The sequence below is a fragment of the Pseudomonas sp. KH_046_2 genome, assembly GCF_057838985.1.
In genome coordinates this window covers 1-17019 of record NZ_CM174480.1, presented here as the reverse complement: position 1 = coordinate 17019, position 17019 = coordinate 1, and the positions used below count along the sequence as shown (strand labels likewise).

General features: G+C 56.7%; 13 protein-coding genes. 4 read left to right on the top strand and 9 right to left on the bottom strand.

From position 1 onward, the window contains the following. Positions 1 to 9 precede the first annotated feature (9 nt). From glyQ to AC3IX1_RS00050, 4 genes are all read left to right on the top strand, one after another. Positions 10 to 963 carry a glycine--tRNA ligase subunit alpha gene (gene glyQ, locus AC3IX1_RS00065; protein WP_008155694.1) on the top strand — a complete coding sequence of 318 codons (954 nt, stop codon included), beginning with the start codon at positions 10 to 12 and terminating at the stop codon, positions 961 to 963. After that, positions 960 to 3014 carry a glycine--tRNA ligase subunit beta gene (gene glyS / locus AC3IX1_RS00060; protein ID WP_489386650.1) on the top strand — a complete coding sequence of 685 codons (2055 nt, stop codon included), beginning with the start codon at positions 960 to 962 and terminating at the stop codon, positions 3012 to 3014. The genes glyQ and glyS overlap by 4 nt, the downstream gene beginning before the upstream one ends. A 4-nt stretch (positions 3015 to 3018) precedes the next feature. Further along, positions 3019 to 3558 (top strand): D-glycero-beta-D-manno-heptose 1,7-bisphosphate 7-phosphatase, encoded by a 540-nt coding sequence (gene gmhB, locus AC3IX1_RS00055; RefSeq protein ID WP_177336487.1) that lies wholly within the window; start codon positions 3019 to 3021, stop codon positions 3556 to 3558. Positions 3559 to 3641: 83 nt separating this feature from the next. Further along, positions 3642 to 4421 (top strand): lysophospholipid acyltransferase family protein, encoded by a 780-nt coding sequence (locus tag AC3IX1_RS00050; RefSeq protein ID WP_150728122.1) that lies wholly within the window; start codon positions 3642 to 3644, stop codon positions 4419 to 4421. A 531-nt stretch (positions 4422 to 4952) separates the two neighbouring features. Here AC3IX1_RS00050 and AC3IX1_RS00045 read toward each other — a convergent pair. The 9 genes from AC3IX1_RS00045 to dnaA all read right to left on the bottom strand — a co-directional run bounded on the left by AC3IX1_RS00045 (position 4953) and on the right by dnaA (position 17019). Beyond that, positions 4953 to 6158, bottom strand: a complete 1206-nt coding sequence (locus tag AC3IX1_RS00045; RefSeq protein ID WP_489384767.1) for an ISL3 family transposase — start codon at positions 6156 to 6158, stop codon at positions 4953 to 4955. Between the two features lie 47 nt (positions 6159 to 6205). Beyond that, complete coding sequence (locus tag AC3IX1_RS00040) at positions 6206 to 7180, bottom strand: HNH endonuclease family protein (protein ID WP_489386649.1); 975 nt, start codon at positions 7178 to 7180, stop codon at positions 6206 to 6208. A 232-nt stretch (positions 7181 to 7412) separates the two neighbouring features. Beyond that, on the bottom strand, positions 7413 to 7691 hold the full coding sequence (locus AC3IX1_RS00035; RefSeq protein WP_489386648.1) for a hypothetical protein: 279 nt from the start codon (positions 7689 to 7691) through the stop codon (positions 7413 to 7415). Then, the gene (istB, locus tag AC3IX1_RS00030) at positions 7678 to 8481 is read right to left on the bottom strand and encodes an IS21-like element helper ATPase IstB (RefSeq protein WP_489385302.1); all 804 of its coding nucleotides are present in this window, start codon (positions 8479 to 8481) and stop codon (positions 7678 to 7680) included. Before istB ends, AC3IX1_RS00035 begins: the two co-directional genes overlap by 14 nt. Continuing rightward, positions 8474 to 9973, bottom strand: coding sequence for an IS21 family transposase (gene istA / locus AC3IX1_RS00025; RefSeq protein ID WP_178925292.1), 1500 nt, complete (start codon positions 9971 to 9973; stop codon positions 8474 to 8476). The genes istB and istA overlap by 8 nt, the downstream gene beginning before the upstream one ends. An 835-nt stretch (positions 9974 to 10808) precedes the next feature. After that, positions 10809 to 13226: a DNA topoisomerase (ATP-hydrolyzing) subunit B gene (gene gyrB / locus AC3IX1_RS00020; RefSeq protein WP_489386647.1), complete on the bottom strand. Its 2418-nt coding sequence runs from the start codon at positions 13224 to 13226 to the stop codon at positions 10809 to 10811. Between the two features lie 5 nt (positions 13227 to 13231). Continuing rightward, entirely contained in the window at positions 13232 to 14335 is a 1104-nt protein-coding gene (gene recF, locus AC3IX1_RS00015) for a DNA replication/repair protein RecF (RefSeq protein WP_007969883.1), read from the bottom strand. Positions 14336 to 14355: 20 nt separating this feature from the next. Further along, positions 14356 to 15459, bottom strand: a complete 1104-nt coding sequence (dnaN, locus tag AC3IX1_RS00010) for a DNA polymerase III subunit beta (protein WP_007969885.1) — start codon at positions 15457 to 15459, stop codon at positions 14356 to 14358. Between the two features lie 39 nt (positions 15460 to 15498). Next, entirely contained in the window at positions 15499 to 17019 is a 1521-nt protein-coding gene (gene dnaA, locus AC3IX1_RS00005; RefSeq protein WP_489386646.1) for a chromosomal replication initiator protein DnaA, read from the bottom strand.

Genomic DNA, 17019 nt, shown 5'->3' with positions numbered 1-17019 from the left:
GTGAATTTCGTGAGCCAGCCTACGCCAGCCGTGCGTACCTTCCAAGACTTGATCCTCGCCCTCCAGCAATACTGGGCCGAGCAAGGTTGTGTGGTACTTCAGCCCTACGATATGGAAGTAGGCGCCGGCACTTTCCACACCGCAACGTTCCTGCGCGCCATCGGCCCGGAAACCTGGAACGCTGCCTACGTGCAGCCAAGCCGCCGTCCGACTGACGGCCGCTACGGCGAAAACCCGAACCGTCTGCAGCACTACTACCAGTTCCAAGTGGTCCTGAAGCCGAACCCGGACAACTTCCAGGAACTGTACCTGGGCTCCCTCAAGCACGTCGGCCTGGACCCGCTGGTCCACGACATCCGCTTCGTCGAAGACAACTGGGAATCGCCGACCCTCGGCGCCTGGGGTCTGGGCTGGGAAGTCTGGCTCAACGGCATGGAAGTGACCCAGTTCACCTACTTCCAGCAAGCGGGCGGCATCGAGTGCTACCCGGTGACCGGCGAGATCACCTACGGTCTCGAGCGTCTGGCCATGTACCTGCAAGGCGTGGACTCGGTCTACGACCTGGTCTGGGCTGACGGCCCGATGGGCAAAGTGACCTACGGCGACGTGTTCCACCAGAACGAAGTGGAGCAGTCGACCTACAACTTCGAACACGCCAACGTCGAAAAACTGTTCGAACTGTTCGATTTCTACGAAAGCGAAGCCAAGCGCCTGATCGAACTCGACCAGCCGCTGCCGTTGCCGAGCTACGAAATGGTGTTGAAGGCTTCCCACACCTTCAACCTGCTGGATGCGCGCCGGGCAATCTCGGTGACCGCGCGTCAGCAATACATCCTGCGAGTACGCACCCTGGCGCGTTCCGTTGCGCAAGCCTACCTGCTGGCTCGCGCCAAGCTGGGCTTCCCGATGGCGACCCCGGACCTGCGTGATGAAGTACTGGCCAAGCTGGAGGCTGCACAATGAGTGCTCTGGATTTTCTGGTTGAACTGGGCACTGAAGAACTGCCACCCAAAGCCCTGAACACCCTGGCCGAGGCGTTCCTCGCCGGTATCGACAAGGGCCTGCAAGCCGCCGGCCTGAACTACGAAAGCAAAACCGTTTATGCCGCCCCGCGCCGCTTGGCCGTGCTGATCACCGCACTGGCCACCCAGCAGCCGGATCGCAGCATCAACCTCGACGGCCCGCCACGTCAGGCCGCGTTCGATGCCGAAGGCAACCCGACCCAAGCGGCACTGGGCTTTGCCAAGAAGTGCGGTGTCGACCTGAGCGAAATCGATCAGAGCGGCCCGAAACTGCGCTACAGCCAGAGCATCGCCGGCAAGGCGACCGCGAGCCTGCTGCCGACCATCGTCGAAGATTCCCTGAACGACCTGCCGATCCCGAAACGCATGCGTTGGGGCGCGCGCAAGGAAGAATTCGTTCGTCCGACCCAGTGGCTGGTGATGCTGCTCGGTGACCAGGTCATCGATTGCACCATCCTCGCCCAGAAGGCCGGCCGCGACTCCCGTGGTCACCGCTTCCATCACCCGGAAAACGTGCGCATCGGTTCGCCGTCCAGCTACCTGGCTGACCTGCGTGCCGCCTACGTTCTGGCCGACGCCAACGAGCGTCGCGAGATCATCAGCAAGCGCACCGAAGAGCTGGCCACCCGTCAGGAAGGCACGGCAATCGTTCCGCCAGCGCTGCTCGATGAAGTGACCGCGCTGGTCGAATGGCCAGTGCCGCTGGTGTGCTCGTTCGAGGAGCGCTTCCTCGACGTGCCGCAGGAAGCCCTGATCACCACCATGCAGGACAACCAGAAGTACTTCTGCCTGCTGGATACCGACGGCAAGTTGCTGCCACGTTTCATTACCGTGGCCAACATCGAGAGCAAAGACCCGCAGCAGATCATCGCCGGTAACGAGAAAGTGGTTCGCCCACGCCTGACCGACGCCGAGTTCTTCTTCAAGCAAGACAAGAAGCAGAAGCTCGAAGACTTCAACCAGCGCCTGCAGAACGTGGTGTTCCAGGAAAAACTCGGCAGCGTCTACGACAAGGCCGAACGCGTTTCCAAGCTCGCCGCGTTCATCGCTCCACACATTGGCGGTAACGCTCAACGGGCGGCGCGTGCCGGCCTGCTGTCCAAGTGTGATCTGGCGACCGAGATGGTCGGTGAGTTCCCGGAAATGCAAGGTGTCGCCGGTTACTACTACGCCCTCAACGATGGCGAGCCGGAAGATGTCGCGCTAGCGCTGAACGAGCAATACATGCCGCGCGGTGCCGGCGCTGAACTGCCGACCACCTTGACCGGTGCGGCCGTGGCGATCGCCGACAAGCTCGACACCCTGGTCGGGATTTTCGGTGTCGGCATGCTGCCCACCGGTAGCAAAGACCCATATGCCCTGCGCCGTGCCGCGCTCGGCGTGCTGCGGATCCTGATCGACAAGAAGCTCGACCTCGACCTGACCGACGCCGTGGCCTTCGCCGTCAACTCGTTCGGCAGCAAGGTCAAGGCTGCCGGCCTAGCTGATTCGGTGCTGGAGTTCATCTTCGATCGTCTGCGTGCCCGTTACGAAGACGAAGGCGTGGACGTCGCCACTTACCTGTCGGTACGTGCCCTGAAGCCGGGCTCGGCCCTGGACTTCGACCAGCGCGTGCAAGCGGTAGAGGCTTTCCGCAAATTGCCGGAAGCCGCCGCCCTGGCCGCGGTGAACAAACGCGTGTCGAACCTGCTGAGCAAGGTCGAAGGCTCGGTGCCTACCGTTGTGGAAGCCAAGTACTTCGATAATGCCAACGAGTTCTCCCTGTACTCGGCGATCCAGCAGGCTGACCAGGCTGTACAGCCAATGACCGCCTCGCGTCAGTACACTGAATCCCTGGCACGCCTGGCCGCACTGCGCGAGCCGGTGGATGCGTTCTTCGAAGCCGTGATGGTCAACGCCGAAGACGCCAAGGTCCGCGCCAACCGTTATGCCCTGCTGGCGCGTCTGCGTGGGTTGTTCCTCGGCGTCGCCGACATTTCGTTGCTGGGTTGAGGGATTGCTGTTGAAACTGCTGATTCTCGATCGGGACGGAGTGATCAATTACGACTCCGACGCTTACATCAAGTCGGTGGAGGAGTGGATTCCGCTCCCCGGCTCGATCGAAGCCATCGCGCAGTTGAGCAAGGCCGGCTGGACGGTAGCGGTCGCTACCAACCAGTCGGGCATCGCTCGCGGCTATTACGACCTCGCCACCCTGGATGCCATGCACGAGCGCTTGCGCGCGCTAGTGGCGGAGCAGGGCGGTGAAGTCGGGCTGATCGTCTACTGCCCGCACGGGCCGGACGAAGGCTGCGATTGCCGCAAGCCGAAACCCGGGATGTTGAAAACCATCGCCGCTCATTACAACGTGTCGCTGACCAATCTCTGGTTCGTCGGCGACAGCCTTGGTGACCTGGAAGCCGCCAAAGCCGTCGATTCACAGCCAGTTTTGGTAAAGACCGGGAAAGGCGAAAAGACTCAGGGCTTGACCCTACCGGTAGGCACATTGATTTTTGACGATCTGGCGGCGATTGCCGCAGAACTTATCCACAATTAGAGTGCTTCTGAAATTCCTGATAAAGGACCCATCAGGAGTGCGCTTTATACAGGCGGGCAATGCCCGCAACGGTAAACGTCACCATGTCGATATTGCAGGCCATCAGAACCTTCCTCTTTTACCTGCTGCTGGGCACCAGCTCCTTGCTGTGGTGCAGCCTGAGTTTTTTTATCGCGCCGTTCCTGCCCTTCAAGGCACGTTATCGCTTCATCAACGTGTACTGGTGCCGCTGCGCCCTGTGGCTGAGCAAAGTGTTCCTGGGCATTCGCTACGAAGTGAAGGGCGCCGAAAACGTACCTGAACGGCCTTGCGTCATTCAGTCGAATCACCAAAGCACTTGGGAGACTTTTTTTCTCTCCGCCTATTTCTCACCGCTGAGCCAGGTGCTCAAACGTGAATTGCTCTATGTGCCGTTCTTCGGTTGGGCCATGGCCATGCTGCGACCTATCGCCATCGATCGCGGCAACCCGAAAGCCGCGCTCAAGCATGTGGCGCAGAAAGGTGATGAGTTGCTCAAGGACAATGTCTGGGTGCTGATCTTCCCCGAAGGCACGCGCGTTCCTTTCGGCACCGTCGGAAAGTTCTCGCGCGGTGGCAGCGCTTTGGCGGTCAACGCCGAATTGCCCGTGCTGCCGATTGCGCACAACGCAGGCAAGTTCTGGCCGAAAACCGGTTGGGCAAAGAAGCAGGGCGTCATCACTGTGATCATTGGCGAGCCGATGTATGCCGCAGGCACCGGACCGCGAGCCATTGCTGAATTGAATGATCGGGTCCAGGCGTGGAACGAGCAAATGCAACGGGAAATGGGCTCGCTGCCACCGGCTCCGCAAGCGCCGGTTTCAAACGATCAGGTGGCTGTCTGAGATTCTGTGGATAACCTGTGTACCGCTTGATCGAAAAACGTCGTTTATTGCACGTAACCTTATGATTTTTTTACATATTTCTTTGAATGATAAAAACCATAAAAAGGTGCATAAGTTTTTTTCGGACGTAAAAAAACCGGCTGATATAGCCGGTTTTTTTATGCCAGAAACAATCGCTGACTGTCGACATGACAGAGCGACCTGAATCACTCGCTTTCATTCTGCAAGCAGTGGAGGGACCGCGCGTTGCTCCGGCGAGCGAGTAAAACGCAGACAATAAAAAAGGCCAACGCAATGCGTTGGCCTTTTCGTTGGCATCGACCGGTGTAGGGTCACAAAATAGATGATTCGGGAGCCTCAGCAAACGCTGGAAAAAAATCATCTTTCTTGTGAAGCCGCCGGTTAGGGTTCACAAAATAGATGAGAAAAGCCTACCCGCCTCACTGAATAGATGCGTCCGAGTAGAAGCACTGTTTGCCGCCCGATCACACATCTATGGTTCTACGATAGAACTCTCATTTTAAAGGTTCTTCACGGATTACCGGGAAAGACGCTCTTGATCTTCATGAAAAAGAATTCGCTGTCCCGGTAACCGTACGCCATCCGCTTGATGACCTTGATTCGATTGTTGATGCCTTCCAACTGGCCCGTATGCATCGGCCAGCGAACCCGGCTGACGATGCCCCGCCAGTAACCCTTCAGTCGTTTGGCAAACTGGATCAGAGGCGGTATTTCGCTTTCATGCGCATGGCGCAGCCATTGCTGCCAGGCTGATCGCCAGCCCCAGGCGGTGCTCGGTGTCCAAAGCGTTTTGAGTTCAGCCTTCATCAAATAGACCGTCATTAACGCTTGGTTGGCCGCCAGCAGATCCTCCAAACGCACCTGTTGCTCCGGCGTTTTCAGGTTCTGCGGGTTGCGCAGCAACAGCCATCGCGCTTGCTTGATGACCTTTCGGGCAGGCTTGTCATGACGTAGCCGATTAGCTTCATCGACGCGGACTCGATCAATCACCTCTCGGCCATATTTGGCCACCACATGGAAGAGGTCGTAGACCACGCGCGCTTTTGGGCAGTGCTGACGAACCTCCAGGTCAAAAGCGGTGTTCATGTCCATCGCCACCGCTTCGATGCGAGCGCAACCCTCTGGGCCCAGCTCTTCGAAGAATGGCCTGATCGCCGCACGGCTGCGACCTTCGCCAATCCACAGCACTCGCCGGGTATCGGCGTCCAGCACGACGCTGGCGTAACGATGACCTTTGAACAGCGCGAATTCGTCCATTACCAGGCGCCGTGGCTGCGCCTTTGGCAAAACACTCAGCGCCGCTTGCAAGGCTCGACGCTCCAGCAACCGCACACTGTCCCAATGCAGCCCGAACAGTTGAGCCACGTGTTTTGTGGGCAGGCGCTCGCAGGTTTGAATGACGGCCTCGGCCAGGCGGCGTGTCATGCGGGCATAGCGATCCAGCCAACTGACCGCTTCCATGCGTTTGCCACAGTCGCGACACCCGACACGTCGGAGCAACACGCTGAGGCGCACTGCTCGGCCGAGAATGGGCAAATCACGAATGACTCGCTGGCAGTACTCATGCGTGGTTGAACACGGTTGTTGGCAGCCGCCACAGGAAGGAAACCGGGTGGCGTGAGGCATCAGGTCGATCTGTAGCGTATCGCCATCGGGCTTGATCGTAACGACAGAAAAGCCCTCCCAAAAGGGAAGGAAAGTATTAATATCACGCATAAGAACGCCGGTTTGTTAGATGTGTTTGCTCGCACGAACATCATCAATCAAATCGGCGTTCTTGTTTCTGTGTTTCCCGGGATTCCGTGAAGAACCATTTTAAAGCGCTCAAGCCAGGCTTTAGCCAATGACGAGTAGGGCGCCTTATCATCTGTAAAGTCCTTCATCTCAGCCAGAGTACGGTCGCGCAGAAGCCGTAATCTTGACGCGACCCTTTCAGCTGGTGTTCCGACCAATGCGGCTACAGAGGCTGGTGCTTCTAAGTCTTCTATTGAGCTAGAGATGTCGATTACCAGATCACCGAGAAACTCAAGGCATCTTAATATCCGAGTACGATCCTGTACGAGTTTTAGGCGATTCAGACCATAGATTTGGATTGAGACAGCCCCCCGGGTTTGCTGGTCTACATCACCAGTAGGCAGGATCAATCCGGTTGCATCCGCCGGATTGAAGCTATACATCAAGCTGGCGGCCGGATCATCTTCGCAAGGATTGAGAAGCAGCGGGTATTCGGCAGTAAAGTCCAATCCTTCTTCAGTCGTACGCACCCCGATAGCTGCCAGTGGAAAGCTGTCTTTCTTGCCTGCTTGCGTAATCGTAGGTTTAGCAGCAGCAAGTACTGCCAAACTGGTAGATGGTTCGACCAGAACCTGCCCTCTCTGGCGGTTACAATCGATGCAACTGGGCAGTAGATTTTCCCATTGCATCGCGACCCACCAGTAGCCGCCATGCGCAAGGCTTTCGGAGACAGCATTCTTGGGACGATAGTGTTCTACGTCCACTGGGGCTGAGGCGGCATAAACTGTTTCGCAATAAGCACATTTCCCGTGGAATAACTTCTCCAGCGCTTTGTGAACATCCTTACCCTTATAGGCTGTGTACTCGAAACTTTTCTTTTTTTTCCCGTTTGCCGGAGGAGGTGCGTTGCGGTGATTTCTGGCCTCCACGAGTTCGGTGGACCCTTTTCCTTCCGGAAGCAGCGATGCTGGGACTTGTACACTGGAACGATCAACACGGCGCATCGTTACACCACCTCCAATGCAGCCAAAATCTCGGCCCTGGCTTTATCACGCAATCGCTGAAGTGTCCGGCTGCTCGCTTCTCGCCGCAGTGATAGATATTCGGCAACAGCTGATTGTACGATGCGATGGACTTCGCTTGAACCTACTGGAATTGCGCTGGAAATATCGCGCTCGAAATCTGCGAGGATCCGACTGTCCTCGACGGACAGTTCTTCTCCTCTCGTACGAGCTGTTATGAGGTCTGCAATTTGCGCCAGGCGTCGATCAGCTCTCGCATCGTCGGTTGATAGCAACTGAAAGAAATCGGATGTGAGCAGTTGCTCAATGCTGTTGGCGCTGATTGAAAACTGACCCACCCTGCCGATTGAAAATTGACCCAGGGCGGATTGCTGTTTTTTGTCCCAGCAATTGTGAATAAGCTTAGCAGCAGTGTTCCGGTTGAACGGTCATCAAGCCCCACCGCATAAAGGCATGCGGCAGGGTGTTTATGGTGCAGATCAAAACGGTTCATCGTCCTCGATACCATCTTCGTCCTTGCGCTTTCGTTCACGTGATTTGATCTTTGTCTGCGCGGCCAGAGTGCTGTGTTGCAGGCGGTAGGACTCGTTGCCCGTTTCGACGATGTGACAATGGTGTGTCAACCGATCCAGCAACGCTGTGGTCATCTTGGCGTCGCCGAACACACTCGACCATTCCGAGAAGCTGAGGTTGGTCGTGATCACAATGCTGGTGTGCTCGTATAGCTTGGACAGCAGGTGAAATAACAGCGCGCCGCCGCTCTGGCTGAAGGGCAAATACCCCAGTTCATCGAGTATCACCAGGTCTGTCCGAAGCAGCCCTTGAGCGATTCGGCCACTCTTGCCGTCGTACTTTTCACGCTCCAGCAGATTGACCAGATCCACTGTGGAAAAGAAGCGCACGCGTTTGTTATGGGTCGTGATTCCGGACACGGCCAGGGCGCTGGCCAAATGTGTTTTGCCGGTTCCGGGCCCGCCGATGAACACGACATTCTGCGCGGTCTCTGTGAACTCCAAGCTGGACAGATCTTTGACCAGACGGGCATCTGCGCTGGAAGCGCCGAAGTCGAAGCCTGCCAAGTCACGATGCATGGGCAGTTTGGCCATGTTCATCTGGTGGTTCACTGAGCGTACGGCGCGATCTGCTTGTTCTTGTTGGAGCAGATGTTCGAGCAGCCACTTCGACGACGTCGTCGAGGCTTCGCCTTGAGAAGCCAGTTCTTCCCAAGCGCTGGCCATGCCATGCAGACGCAGCTCTTTGAGTTCCGCCATTAGGTCACGCATTGCGATTCTCCTCATCGGTTGTACGGAGCCGGTCGTAGCGCGCCGTATTGGCGACAGGCGCTACCTTGAGTTGCAGGTTGGTTTCTACGGAAGGAGGTGGTGCAGTGGAGGTCAGTCGAGCTAGAACATTCAGGATGTGATCGGCGCTCAAGCTTCCCGACTCAAGCACCAGTTCTACCGCCACGAGCACCGGGTCGAGACCGGCGATGGGCACAGCAGCCAGTACCTGCGTCATGATTCGATCACCGTTGCTGTGACGTCTCAGGCCCCGCTTGAGAAGCTGCAACGGCTTAGGCAGATCGGCAAACGGCGCGCCATTGCGCAGCGCACCGGGTTTGCGTTCGATGAGTGGGATGTAATGCTGCCAGTCAAAACTGACCTGATCTCGATCAAACAGACGCTCGTGGCTGGCGATCATAGTTTCATCGGCGATGACCACGATCCGAGAAGGATACAGACGGCTGCTGACCCACTGGCCGACGCGCTCGCAAGGCACCGAATATCGATTTCGCGCCACGCTGATCAGGCAGGTGCTGGAGACCCGCACGGTGCGCTCGACGTAGCCATCAAAAGCCGTCGGCATCGGCATCATTTCGACCCGCTCTAGCTCCAAGACCTCTGCCACCGTCAGCCCGTTGTACTGCGGATGCACCAGCTCGCTCCAGAGTGCACGACAGCGTTGGCCGAGCCAGGCATTCAATTCTTCGAAGGTGTGAAACATGCAGTCTTGAGCGTCGAGCCAGATGCGTCGTCTGCTGTCTTGCACGTTCTTTTCAACGATGCCTTTTTCCCAGCCCGAGGCGACATTGCAGAAGTCCGGATCGAACAGGTAGTGCGCGCACATCACGGAAAACCGAGCATTGACCGTGCGGCCTTTGCCCTTGTTAACCTTGTCGACAGCCGTTTTCATGTTGTCGTAGATGCCTCGACGTGGCACCCCACCTAACGCACCGAACGAGCGCGTATGGGCATCGAACAGCATCTCGTGGCCTTGGCTGGGATACGCAACCAACCAGAACGCGCGACTGGCGCACAGCTTCATGTGGGAGACCTGGATGCGTCGGAACAGGCCGCCGATCAGCAGACCTTCTTCGCTCCAGTCAAATTGAAAAGCCTCACCGAGTGCAAACGTCAGCGGCACAAAGGCACGTAACGATTTGCCTTGCTCACCGCGCCACGAGCGGATGAAGGCTGTGAGCTGGCTGTAGCCGCCGTCATAACCCTGGGCTTTGATCTGCTCAAAGAGTGCTTTGGCGCTCCTGCGGTTGTGCTTTGCCCGAAACGAATCAGCCTTCAGCGCCTGCTCCAGCGTCTCGTGGAATGGGCTGAGTTTGTTGAAGGTTACGCACCGCTGGTACGCCGGCTGAGTGGCTTCGGGTGCTCTGACCCATTTTCGGATGGTGTTTCTCGACAGCCCGGTACGCTTGGCGATCTGGTGCAGCGACAGCTTGTCGCGAAAGTACATCCTCCGAATTTTCCCCAACATTTCCATGCTGATCACCCTGTGTTCTCCTGCTCGGAAAGTGAGCAGAAGTAGTTGAACACCTGGGTCAGTTTTCAGTCGGCAGAACAGCCTTTACTGGGTCAGTTTTCGGTCAGCGGCAACACCCCTTGGTTTTGGTCGCGTTTTTACATTTCACACCTCCCGCTTTTCATAATTTTCTCCTCTTTGACTTGATAGCTGTTTAATTTAAGTCCTTCATCGTTTATAGGGTTACGCTCTAAGCTTGCAGGATTCAACCGTTGCGGAATCAGTACTCACATGAGTAATTTCAAATAAGGTCTTGATTTACCTGCGAAGATTTTGAGAACTTTTGACAACCGGTTTTCAAATAATATTCCACGCTACTCGTAAAATCTACGATTTACCACCGAAAAACGTGCACTTTTTTCGCGTCCAGCAGGTAACTAAGGTATTTACCCTAAGTTCGCAATGTATAATATTACTTTAAATAATTAATCCCCCAGAAATGCCATTTTTTTAAAAACAAGCACGAATTTTTGCGGAAAGTGATCATCAGCTTACATATGTAGGATTATTAAAATCCTTAAGCACTTCAGCCATTAACACACTTACCTTTCTAAAGCTGCCTTGATTTCTAATCCCCTTCTCCAATCTTCTCCTCAACTCTCTTTTTAAACCTACCCGTGCTTATGATCTATTTTTGAGTCAAAGACGTGCCAAATCGATAATTGCACTCGTTTCGGAGGCGAAAAAAAGCCCGCTTTATAAGCGGGCCTTCTTTGCAATGGCTTCCTAATCCACAGGTTAGGTGAACCATCTATTTGTGAAAATGAGCAACTATTCTGGGATCCTACAACCGGAATCAGAAGTCCAGGTTGGACACCGCCAGAGCATTGCTTTCGATGAAGTCACGGCGAGGTTCGACCGCATCACCCATCAGGGTGTTGAAGATCTGGTCTGCGCCAATGGCGTCTTCGATGGTCACTTTGAGCATCCGGCGCTGGCTTGGGTCCATGGTGGTTTCCCACAGCTGATCCGGGTTCATTTCGCCCAGACCTTTGTATCGCTGGATGGTGTGACGCTTGGTGCTTTCAGCCATCAGCCATTCAAGGGCTTCCTTGAACTCGGTTACCGGCTTCTTGCGCTCGCCACGCTGGATGTACGCGCCGTCGTCCAGCAGGGTGCTCAGTTGAGCGCCTAGCGAAACGACAGTCTTGTAATCGTTACTGCCGAAGAAGTCGCGGTTGAAGGTGACGTAGTTCGACAGGCCGTGGGAGATCAGTTCGACCTCTGGCAGCCAGACGTTACGTTCACGATCCTCACGCAGGCTGGCTTTGTAAACCAGGCCGGACTTCTCTACGGTGCGCAAGCGAACTTCGTACTGAGCCAGCCAATCTTGCATTGCTGCGTGATCGGACAGTTGCTCCATGCTCACCGCTGGCAGGTAGATGAAGTGCTCGGTCAGCTCCTGTGGGTACAGACGCGACAGACGCTTGAGAGTCTTCATCACCAGACGGAAGTCATTCACCAGACGCTCAAGCGCTTCGCCGGAGATACCCGGTGCTTCTTCGTTCAGGTGCAGGCTCGCATCTTCCAGGGCCGACTGCGTCATGTACTCTTCCATGGCCTCGTCGTCTTTGATGTATTGCTCTTGCTTGCCTTTCTTGACCTTGTACAGCGGTGGCTGAGCGATGTAGATGTAGCCGCGTTCGATCAGCTCCGGCAACTGACGGAAGAAGAAGGTCAGCAGCAGGGTACGGATGTGCGAACCGTCGACGTCAGCATCGGTCATGATGATGATGTTGTGGTAACGCAGCTTGTCGATGTTGTACTCGTCGCGGCCGATGCCGCAGCCCAGCGCGGTGATCAAGGTGCCCACTTCTTGCGAAGAGATCATCTTGTCGAAGCGCGCCTTCTCGACGTTCAGGATCTTGCCCTTCAGCGGCAGGATGGCCTGGGTCCGACGGTTACGCCCCTGCTTGGCGGAACCGCCAGCAGAGTCACCCTCCACGAGATACAGTTCGGAAAGGGCAGGGTCTTTTTCCTGGCAGTCAGCCAGTTTTCCCGGCAGCCCGGCGATATCCAGCGCGCCTTTACGACGGGTCATTTCACGGGCTTTACGCGCCGCTTCACGAGCACGCGCCGCATCGATCATCTTGCCGACGACAAGTTTGGCTTCGTTCGGGTTTTCCAGCAGGAAGTCGGAGAAGTACTTGCCCATTTCCTGTTCGACCGCGGTCTTCACTTCGGAAGAAACCAGCTTGTCTTTGGTCTGGGAGCTGAACTTCGGATCCGGTACTTTCACCGAAATGATCGCGGTCAGGCCTTCACGGGCATCGTCACCGGTGGTCGCGACTTTATGCTTCTTCGCCAGGCCTTCTGCTTCGATGTAGGTGTTGAGGTTACGCGTCAGCGCGGAACGGAAACCCACCAGGTGAGTACCGCCGTCGCGCTGTGGAATGTTGTTGGTGAAGCACAACAGGTTCTCGTTGAAGCTGTCGTTCCACTGCAGGGCGATTTCCACGCCGATGCCGTCTTCACGCTGGATGTTGAAGTGGAACACCTGGTTGACCGGGGTCTTGTTGGTGTTCAGGTATTCAACGAACGCACGCAGGCCGCCTTCGTACTTGAACAACTCTTCCTTGCCGCTGCGCTCGTCCTTGAGGACGATGCCGACACCGGAGTTGAGGAAGGACAGTTCACGAATCCGCTTGGCCAGGATGTCCCAGCTGAAGTGGATGTTCTTGAACGTCTCGGCCGATGGCTTGAAGTGAATCTGGGTGCCGGTGGTTTCACTCTCACCAACGATTTTCATCGGCTCTTGTGGAACACCGTGGACGTAAGTCTGTTCCCAGATTTTGCCGCTGCGGCGAACGGTCAGGACCAGTTCTTTGGACAGTGCGTTCACCACCGACACACCTACACCGTGCAGGCCACCGGATACTTTGTAGGAGTTGTCGTCGAACTTACCGCCGGCATGCAGAACGGTCATGATGACCTCGGCTGCCGAAACACCTTCTTCTTTGTGCACGTCTACCGGGATGCCACGACCGTTGTCACGAACGGTGATGGACTCATCCGGGTGAATGATGATGCTGATGTCGTCGCAGTGGCCGGCGAGAGCTTCGTCGATCGAGTTATCGACCACTTCGAACACCATGTGGTGCAGACCGCTGCCATCGTCGGTGTCACCAATGTACATACCGGGACGTTTGCGTACGGCATCCAGGCCTTTCAGCACTTTAATGCTCGTTGAGTCGTACGTATTTTCTTCGCTCAATGCCTTCACTCCCGATGGTCGTGGGTCTGGGTGATACGGCCCTGTTCCACGTGGAACAGAGCGACTGGCGTTTCCGTCTGCCAGCCTTCCCTCAATAATTCGTGATCTACACAGGTGATAAAGACCTGGCAGCGTAAGTCTTCCAACAAGCGGCAAAGGGCGCGACGGTGGTGCTCGTCCAGTTCGGACGGCAAGTCATCCACCAGATAAATACACTGACCGCGTCGAGCCTGGCTGACCAAGTGCCCTTGGGCAATCCGTAATGCGCAAACCACCAACTTCTGCTGGCCACGGGACAAGATGTCCGCGGCGTTGTGCGCGCCCAGTCTGAGACGCAAATCAGCACGTTGTGGTCCGGCCTGGGTATGTCCCATTTGCTGGTCCCGCTGAAGAGACCCGGCGAGCACAGCACTCAGTTCACGGTCCTTGTCCCAGCCGCGGTAATAGCTGAGCGTCAAGCCTTCAAGCTCAACCAGTTCGCTCAAGGTTTGTTCAAAGACTGGTTTCAAGGCTTTGATATAAGCGCGGCGGTATTCATCAATTTCAGCGCTGGCCTGGCACAGTTCCCTGTCCCAAACCGCTTGCGAAACGGCGTCAAGTGTACCATGCCGCAGCCAAGAGTTTCTCTGGCGCAGGGCCTTCTGCAAGCGCTGCCAGGTTGACATGAAGCGCGGTTCCACGTGGAACACACCCCAGTCGAGAAACTGCCGGCGAATCTTCGGCGCACCTTCCAGCAATCGAAAACTGTCCGGATTGATCAGCTGCAGTGGCAAGATCTCGGCCAGTTGCGCGGCGCTGCGCGCGTTCTGCCCATCGATACGGATCTGGAATTCGCCTTGTCGATCCCGTGAGATGCCCAAGGCGCTATGCCCACCCTCCGCCAGTTCAACCTGGCCAAATACCGTACAGGCAAGCTGTTCGTATTGAATGACCGGCAACAGACGGGTGCTGCGAAACGAACGGGCAAGCCCCAGCAGATGGATGGCTTCCAGAACACTGGTTTTGCCGCTGCCGTTGGCGCCGTAAAGAATATTGATGCGGGGGGAGGGGGAGAAGGTCACCGGGTGCAGATTGCGCACCGCGGTGACCGAGACGCGACTTAAGGACATCTAGCTTCTGCTGGGCATGATTACAGACGCATCGGCATGACAACATAAGCCGAGTCGTCGTTATCCGATTCCTGCACCAGCGCACTGCTGTTGGAGTCGGACAGGATCAGACGAACCTGCTCGGTGGTCATCACGCCCAGTACGTCGAGCAGGTAGCTCACGTTGAAGCCGATTTCCAGAGAACCGCCGTTGTATTCAACGCCCACTTCTTCTTCCGCTTCTTCCTGCTCCGGGTTGTTCGCCTGGATCTTCAGCTGACCGCTGGCCAGTTGCAGACGGATACCACGGTACTTCTCGTTGGACAGAATGGCGGTACGGCTGAACGCTTCGCGCAGAGCCTGGCGATCGCCAAGTACCAGCTTGTCGCCGCCTTTAGGCAGAACACGCTCGTAGTCCGGGAATTTACCGTCGACCAGCTTCGAGGTGAAGGTGAACTCACCGGTGGTGGCGCGGATGTGGTGCTGACCCAGCACGATGCTGACATTGCCGTCCGGCTCGGTGAGCAGGCGTGCCAGTTCGAGGATACCTTTGCGCGGCACGATGACCTGGTGACGATCCGGCTGACCGATATCGGCCTGCATCGAGCACATGGCCAGACGGTGACCGTCGGTGGCCACGGCGCGGATCACGCCAGCGGAAACTTCCAGCAGCATACCGTTGAGGTAGTAACGCACGTCCTGCTGGGCCATGGCGAAGCTGGTGCGTTCGATCAGACGACGCAGCTTGCTTTGCTCCAGGCTGCAGGTCAGCGAACCCGGGCCTTCTTCCACGGTAGGGAAGTCGTTGGCCGGCAGTGTCGACAGGGTGAAGCGGCTACGGCCAGCCTTGACCACAAGCTTCTGCTCGTCGACCTTGATGTCGATCAGCGCATCGTTCGGCAGGCTTTTGCAGATGTCCATCAGCTTGCGCGCCGGCACGGTGATGGAACCCGGATCCGCCGGCTCTTCGAGTTGAACACGACCAACCAGCTCGACTTCCAGGTCGGTACCGGTCAGCGACAATTGCTGGCCTTCGACAACCAGCAGCACGTTGGAAAGTACCGGCAAGGTCTGTCGGCGTTCGACGACGCCTGCGACCAGTTGCAGGGGTTTCAACAGGGCTTCGCGTTGAATGGTGAAATGCATGGTCTAGTCCCTTGCCTTAATAAGCTGCGCTGGTGTTCATCAAGTGGTCAGCGTACGCAGCAGGTTCTTGTAGTCCTCGCGGATGTCCGCGTCGGATTCCTTAAGTTCGTTGATCTTGCGGCACGCGTGCAAGACCGTTGTATGGTCGCGACCGCCAAACACATCGCCGATTTCCGGCAAGCTGTGGTTGGTCAGTTCCTTGGACAACGCCATGGCGACCTGACGCGGACGAGCGACCGAACGCGAACGGCGTTTGGACAGCAAGTCGGAGATCTTGATCTTGTAGTACTCGGCGACAGTGCGCTGAATGTTATCCACAGAGACCAGTTTATCCTGCAACGCCAACAAGTCCTTAAGGGATTCGCGAATCAGCTCGATGGTGATATCGCGGCCCATGAAGTGCGAGTGGGCGATCACGCGTTTGAGCGCGCCTTCCAGCTCACGGACGTTGGAGCGAATGCGCTGGGCAATGAAGAACGCGGCGTCGTGAGGCAGCTCGACTTTGGCCTGATCGGCCTTCTTCATCAGGATCGCCACACGGGTTTCCAGCTCCGGCGGCTCGACCGCTACGGTCAGGCCCCAGCCAAAGCGGGATTTGAGACGTTCTTCAAGGCCTTCGATTTCCTTCGGGTAGCGGTCACTGGTGAGAATGACCTGCTGGCCACCTTCGAGCAGGGCGTTGAAGGTGTGGAAAAACTCTTCCTGGGAACGTTCCTTGCGGGCGAAGAACTGAATGTCATCGATCAGCAACGCATCCACCGAACGGTAGAAGCGTTTGAACTCGTTGATCGCGTTCAGTTGCAGGGCCTTGACCATGTCGGCCACGAAACGCTCGGAATGCAGGTACACCACCTTGGCATTCGGGTTCTTCTTTAACAGGTGGTTACCCACAGCATGCATCAAGTGGGTTTTACCCAGGCCGACGCCACCATAAAGGAAGAGCGGGTTGTAACCGTGCTTGGGGTTGTCTGCCACCTGCCAGGCGGCGGCGCGCGCCAGCTGGTTGGATTTACCTTCAACGAAATTCTCAAAGGTAAAGGTGCGGTTCAGGTAACTGGTGTGCTTGAGCGCACCTTCGACCTGCACGGTACGTTGCTCGGCGCGAACCGGGGCCTGTTGCGAACTGGCGCCGGCCATCGGGTCGAAGCTGTCACGGGAAGGTTCTTCCTCGGTGACCTCGGCCACTTTTTGCATCGCACGTTTGGTCGACGCGGCAGCAGGTGCCGGCGGCGGACTGGCGGGCGCTTGAGCAGCCTGGGCCTGGGAAGCCGCGGCAGCCAGGGGAGCATTGGGCGCGGCACGGGGTGCCGAACTGCGTTTGCTGCCTATTAATAGGGAAAGCACAGGCGCCATGCCATTACCGTGCTCATCGAGCAATTCGAGAACACGCCCCAGGTACTTTTCGTTGACCCAGTCCAGAACAAAACGATTGGGTGCATAGACACGCAACTCGTCGCCTTCGGCTTCGACCTGTAGTGGACGGATCCAAGTGTTGAATTGTTGGGCAGGCAGCTCATCGCGCAGAAGCTCCACGCACTGCTGCCAAAGTTCCACTGACAC

What these genes read in the sequence shown, in the direction of transcription:
- AC3IX1_RS00035 (WP_489386648.1), bottom strand. Translation starts at nt 7,691, where the DNA reads ATGAACCGTTTTGATCTGCACCATAAACACCCTGCCGCATGCCTTTAT.
- AC3IX1_RS00040 (WP_489386649.1), bottom strand. Translation starts at nt 7,180, where the DNA reads ATGCGCCGTGTTGATCGTTCCAGTGTACAAGTCCCAGCATCGCTGCTT.
- recF (WP_007969883.1), bottom strand. Translation starts at nt 14,335, where the DNA reads ATGTCCTTAAGTCGCGTCTCGGTCACCGCGGTGCGCAATCTGCACCCG.
- AC3IX1_RS00045 (WP_489384767.1), bottom strand. Translation starts at nt 6,158, where the DNA reads ATGCGTGATATTAATACTTTCCTTCCCTTTTGGGAGGGCTTTTCTGTC.
- glyS (WP_489386650.1), top strand. Translation starts at nt 960, where the DNA reads ATGAGTGCTCTGGATTTTCTGGTTGAACTGGGCACTGAAGAACTGCCA.
- dnaN (WP_007969885.1), bottom strand. Translation starts at nt 15,459, where the DNA reads ATGCATTTCACCATTCAACGCGAAGCCCTGTTGAAACCCCTGCAACTG.
- AC3IX1_RS00050 (WP_150728122.1), top strand. Translation starts at nt 3,642, where the DNA reads ATGTCGATATTGCAGGCCATCAGAACCTTCCTCTTTTACCTGCTGCTG.
- istA (WP_178925292.1), bottom strand. Translation starts at nt 9,973, where the DNA reads ATGGAAATGTTGGGGAAAATTCGGAGGATGTACTTTCGCGACAAGCTG.
- istB (WP_489385302.1), bottom strand. Translation starts at nt 8,481, where the DNA reads ATGCGTGACCTAATGGCGGAACTCAAAGAGCTGCGTCTGCATGGCATG.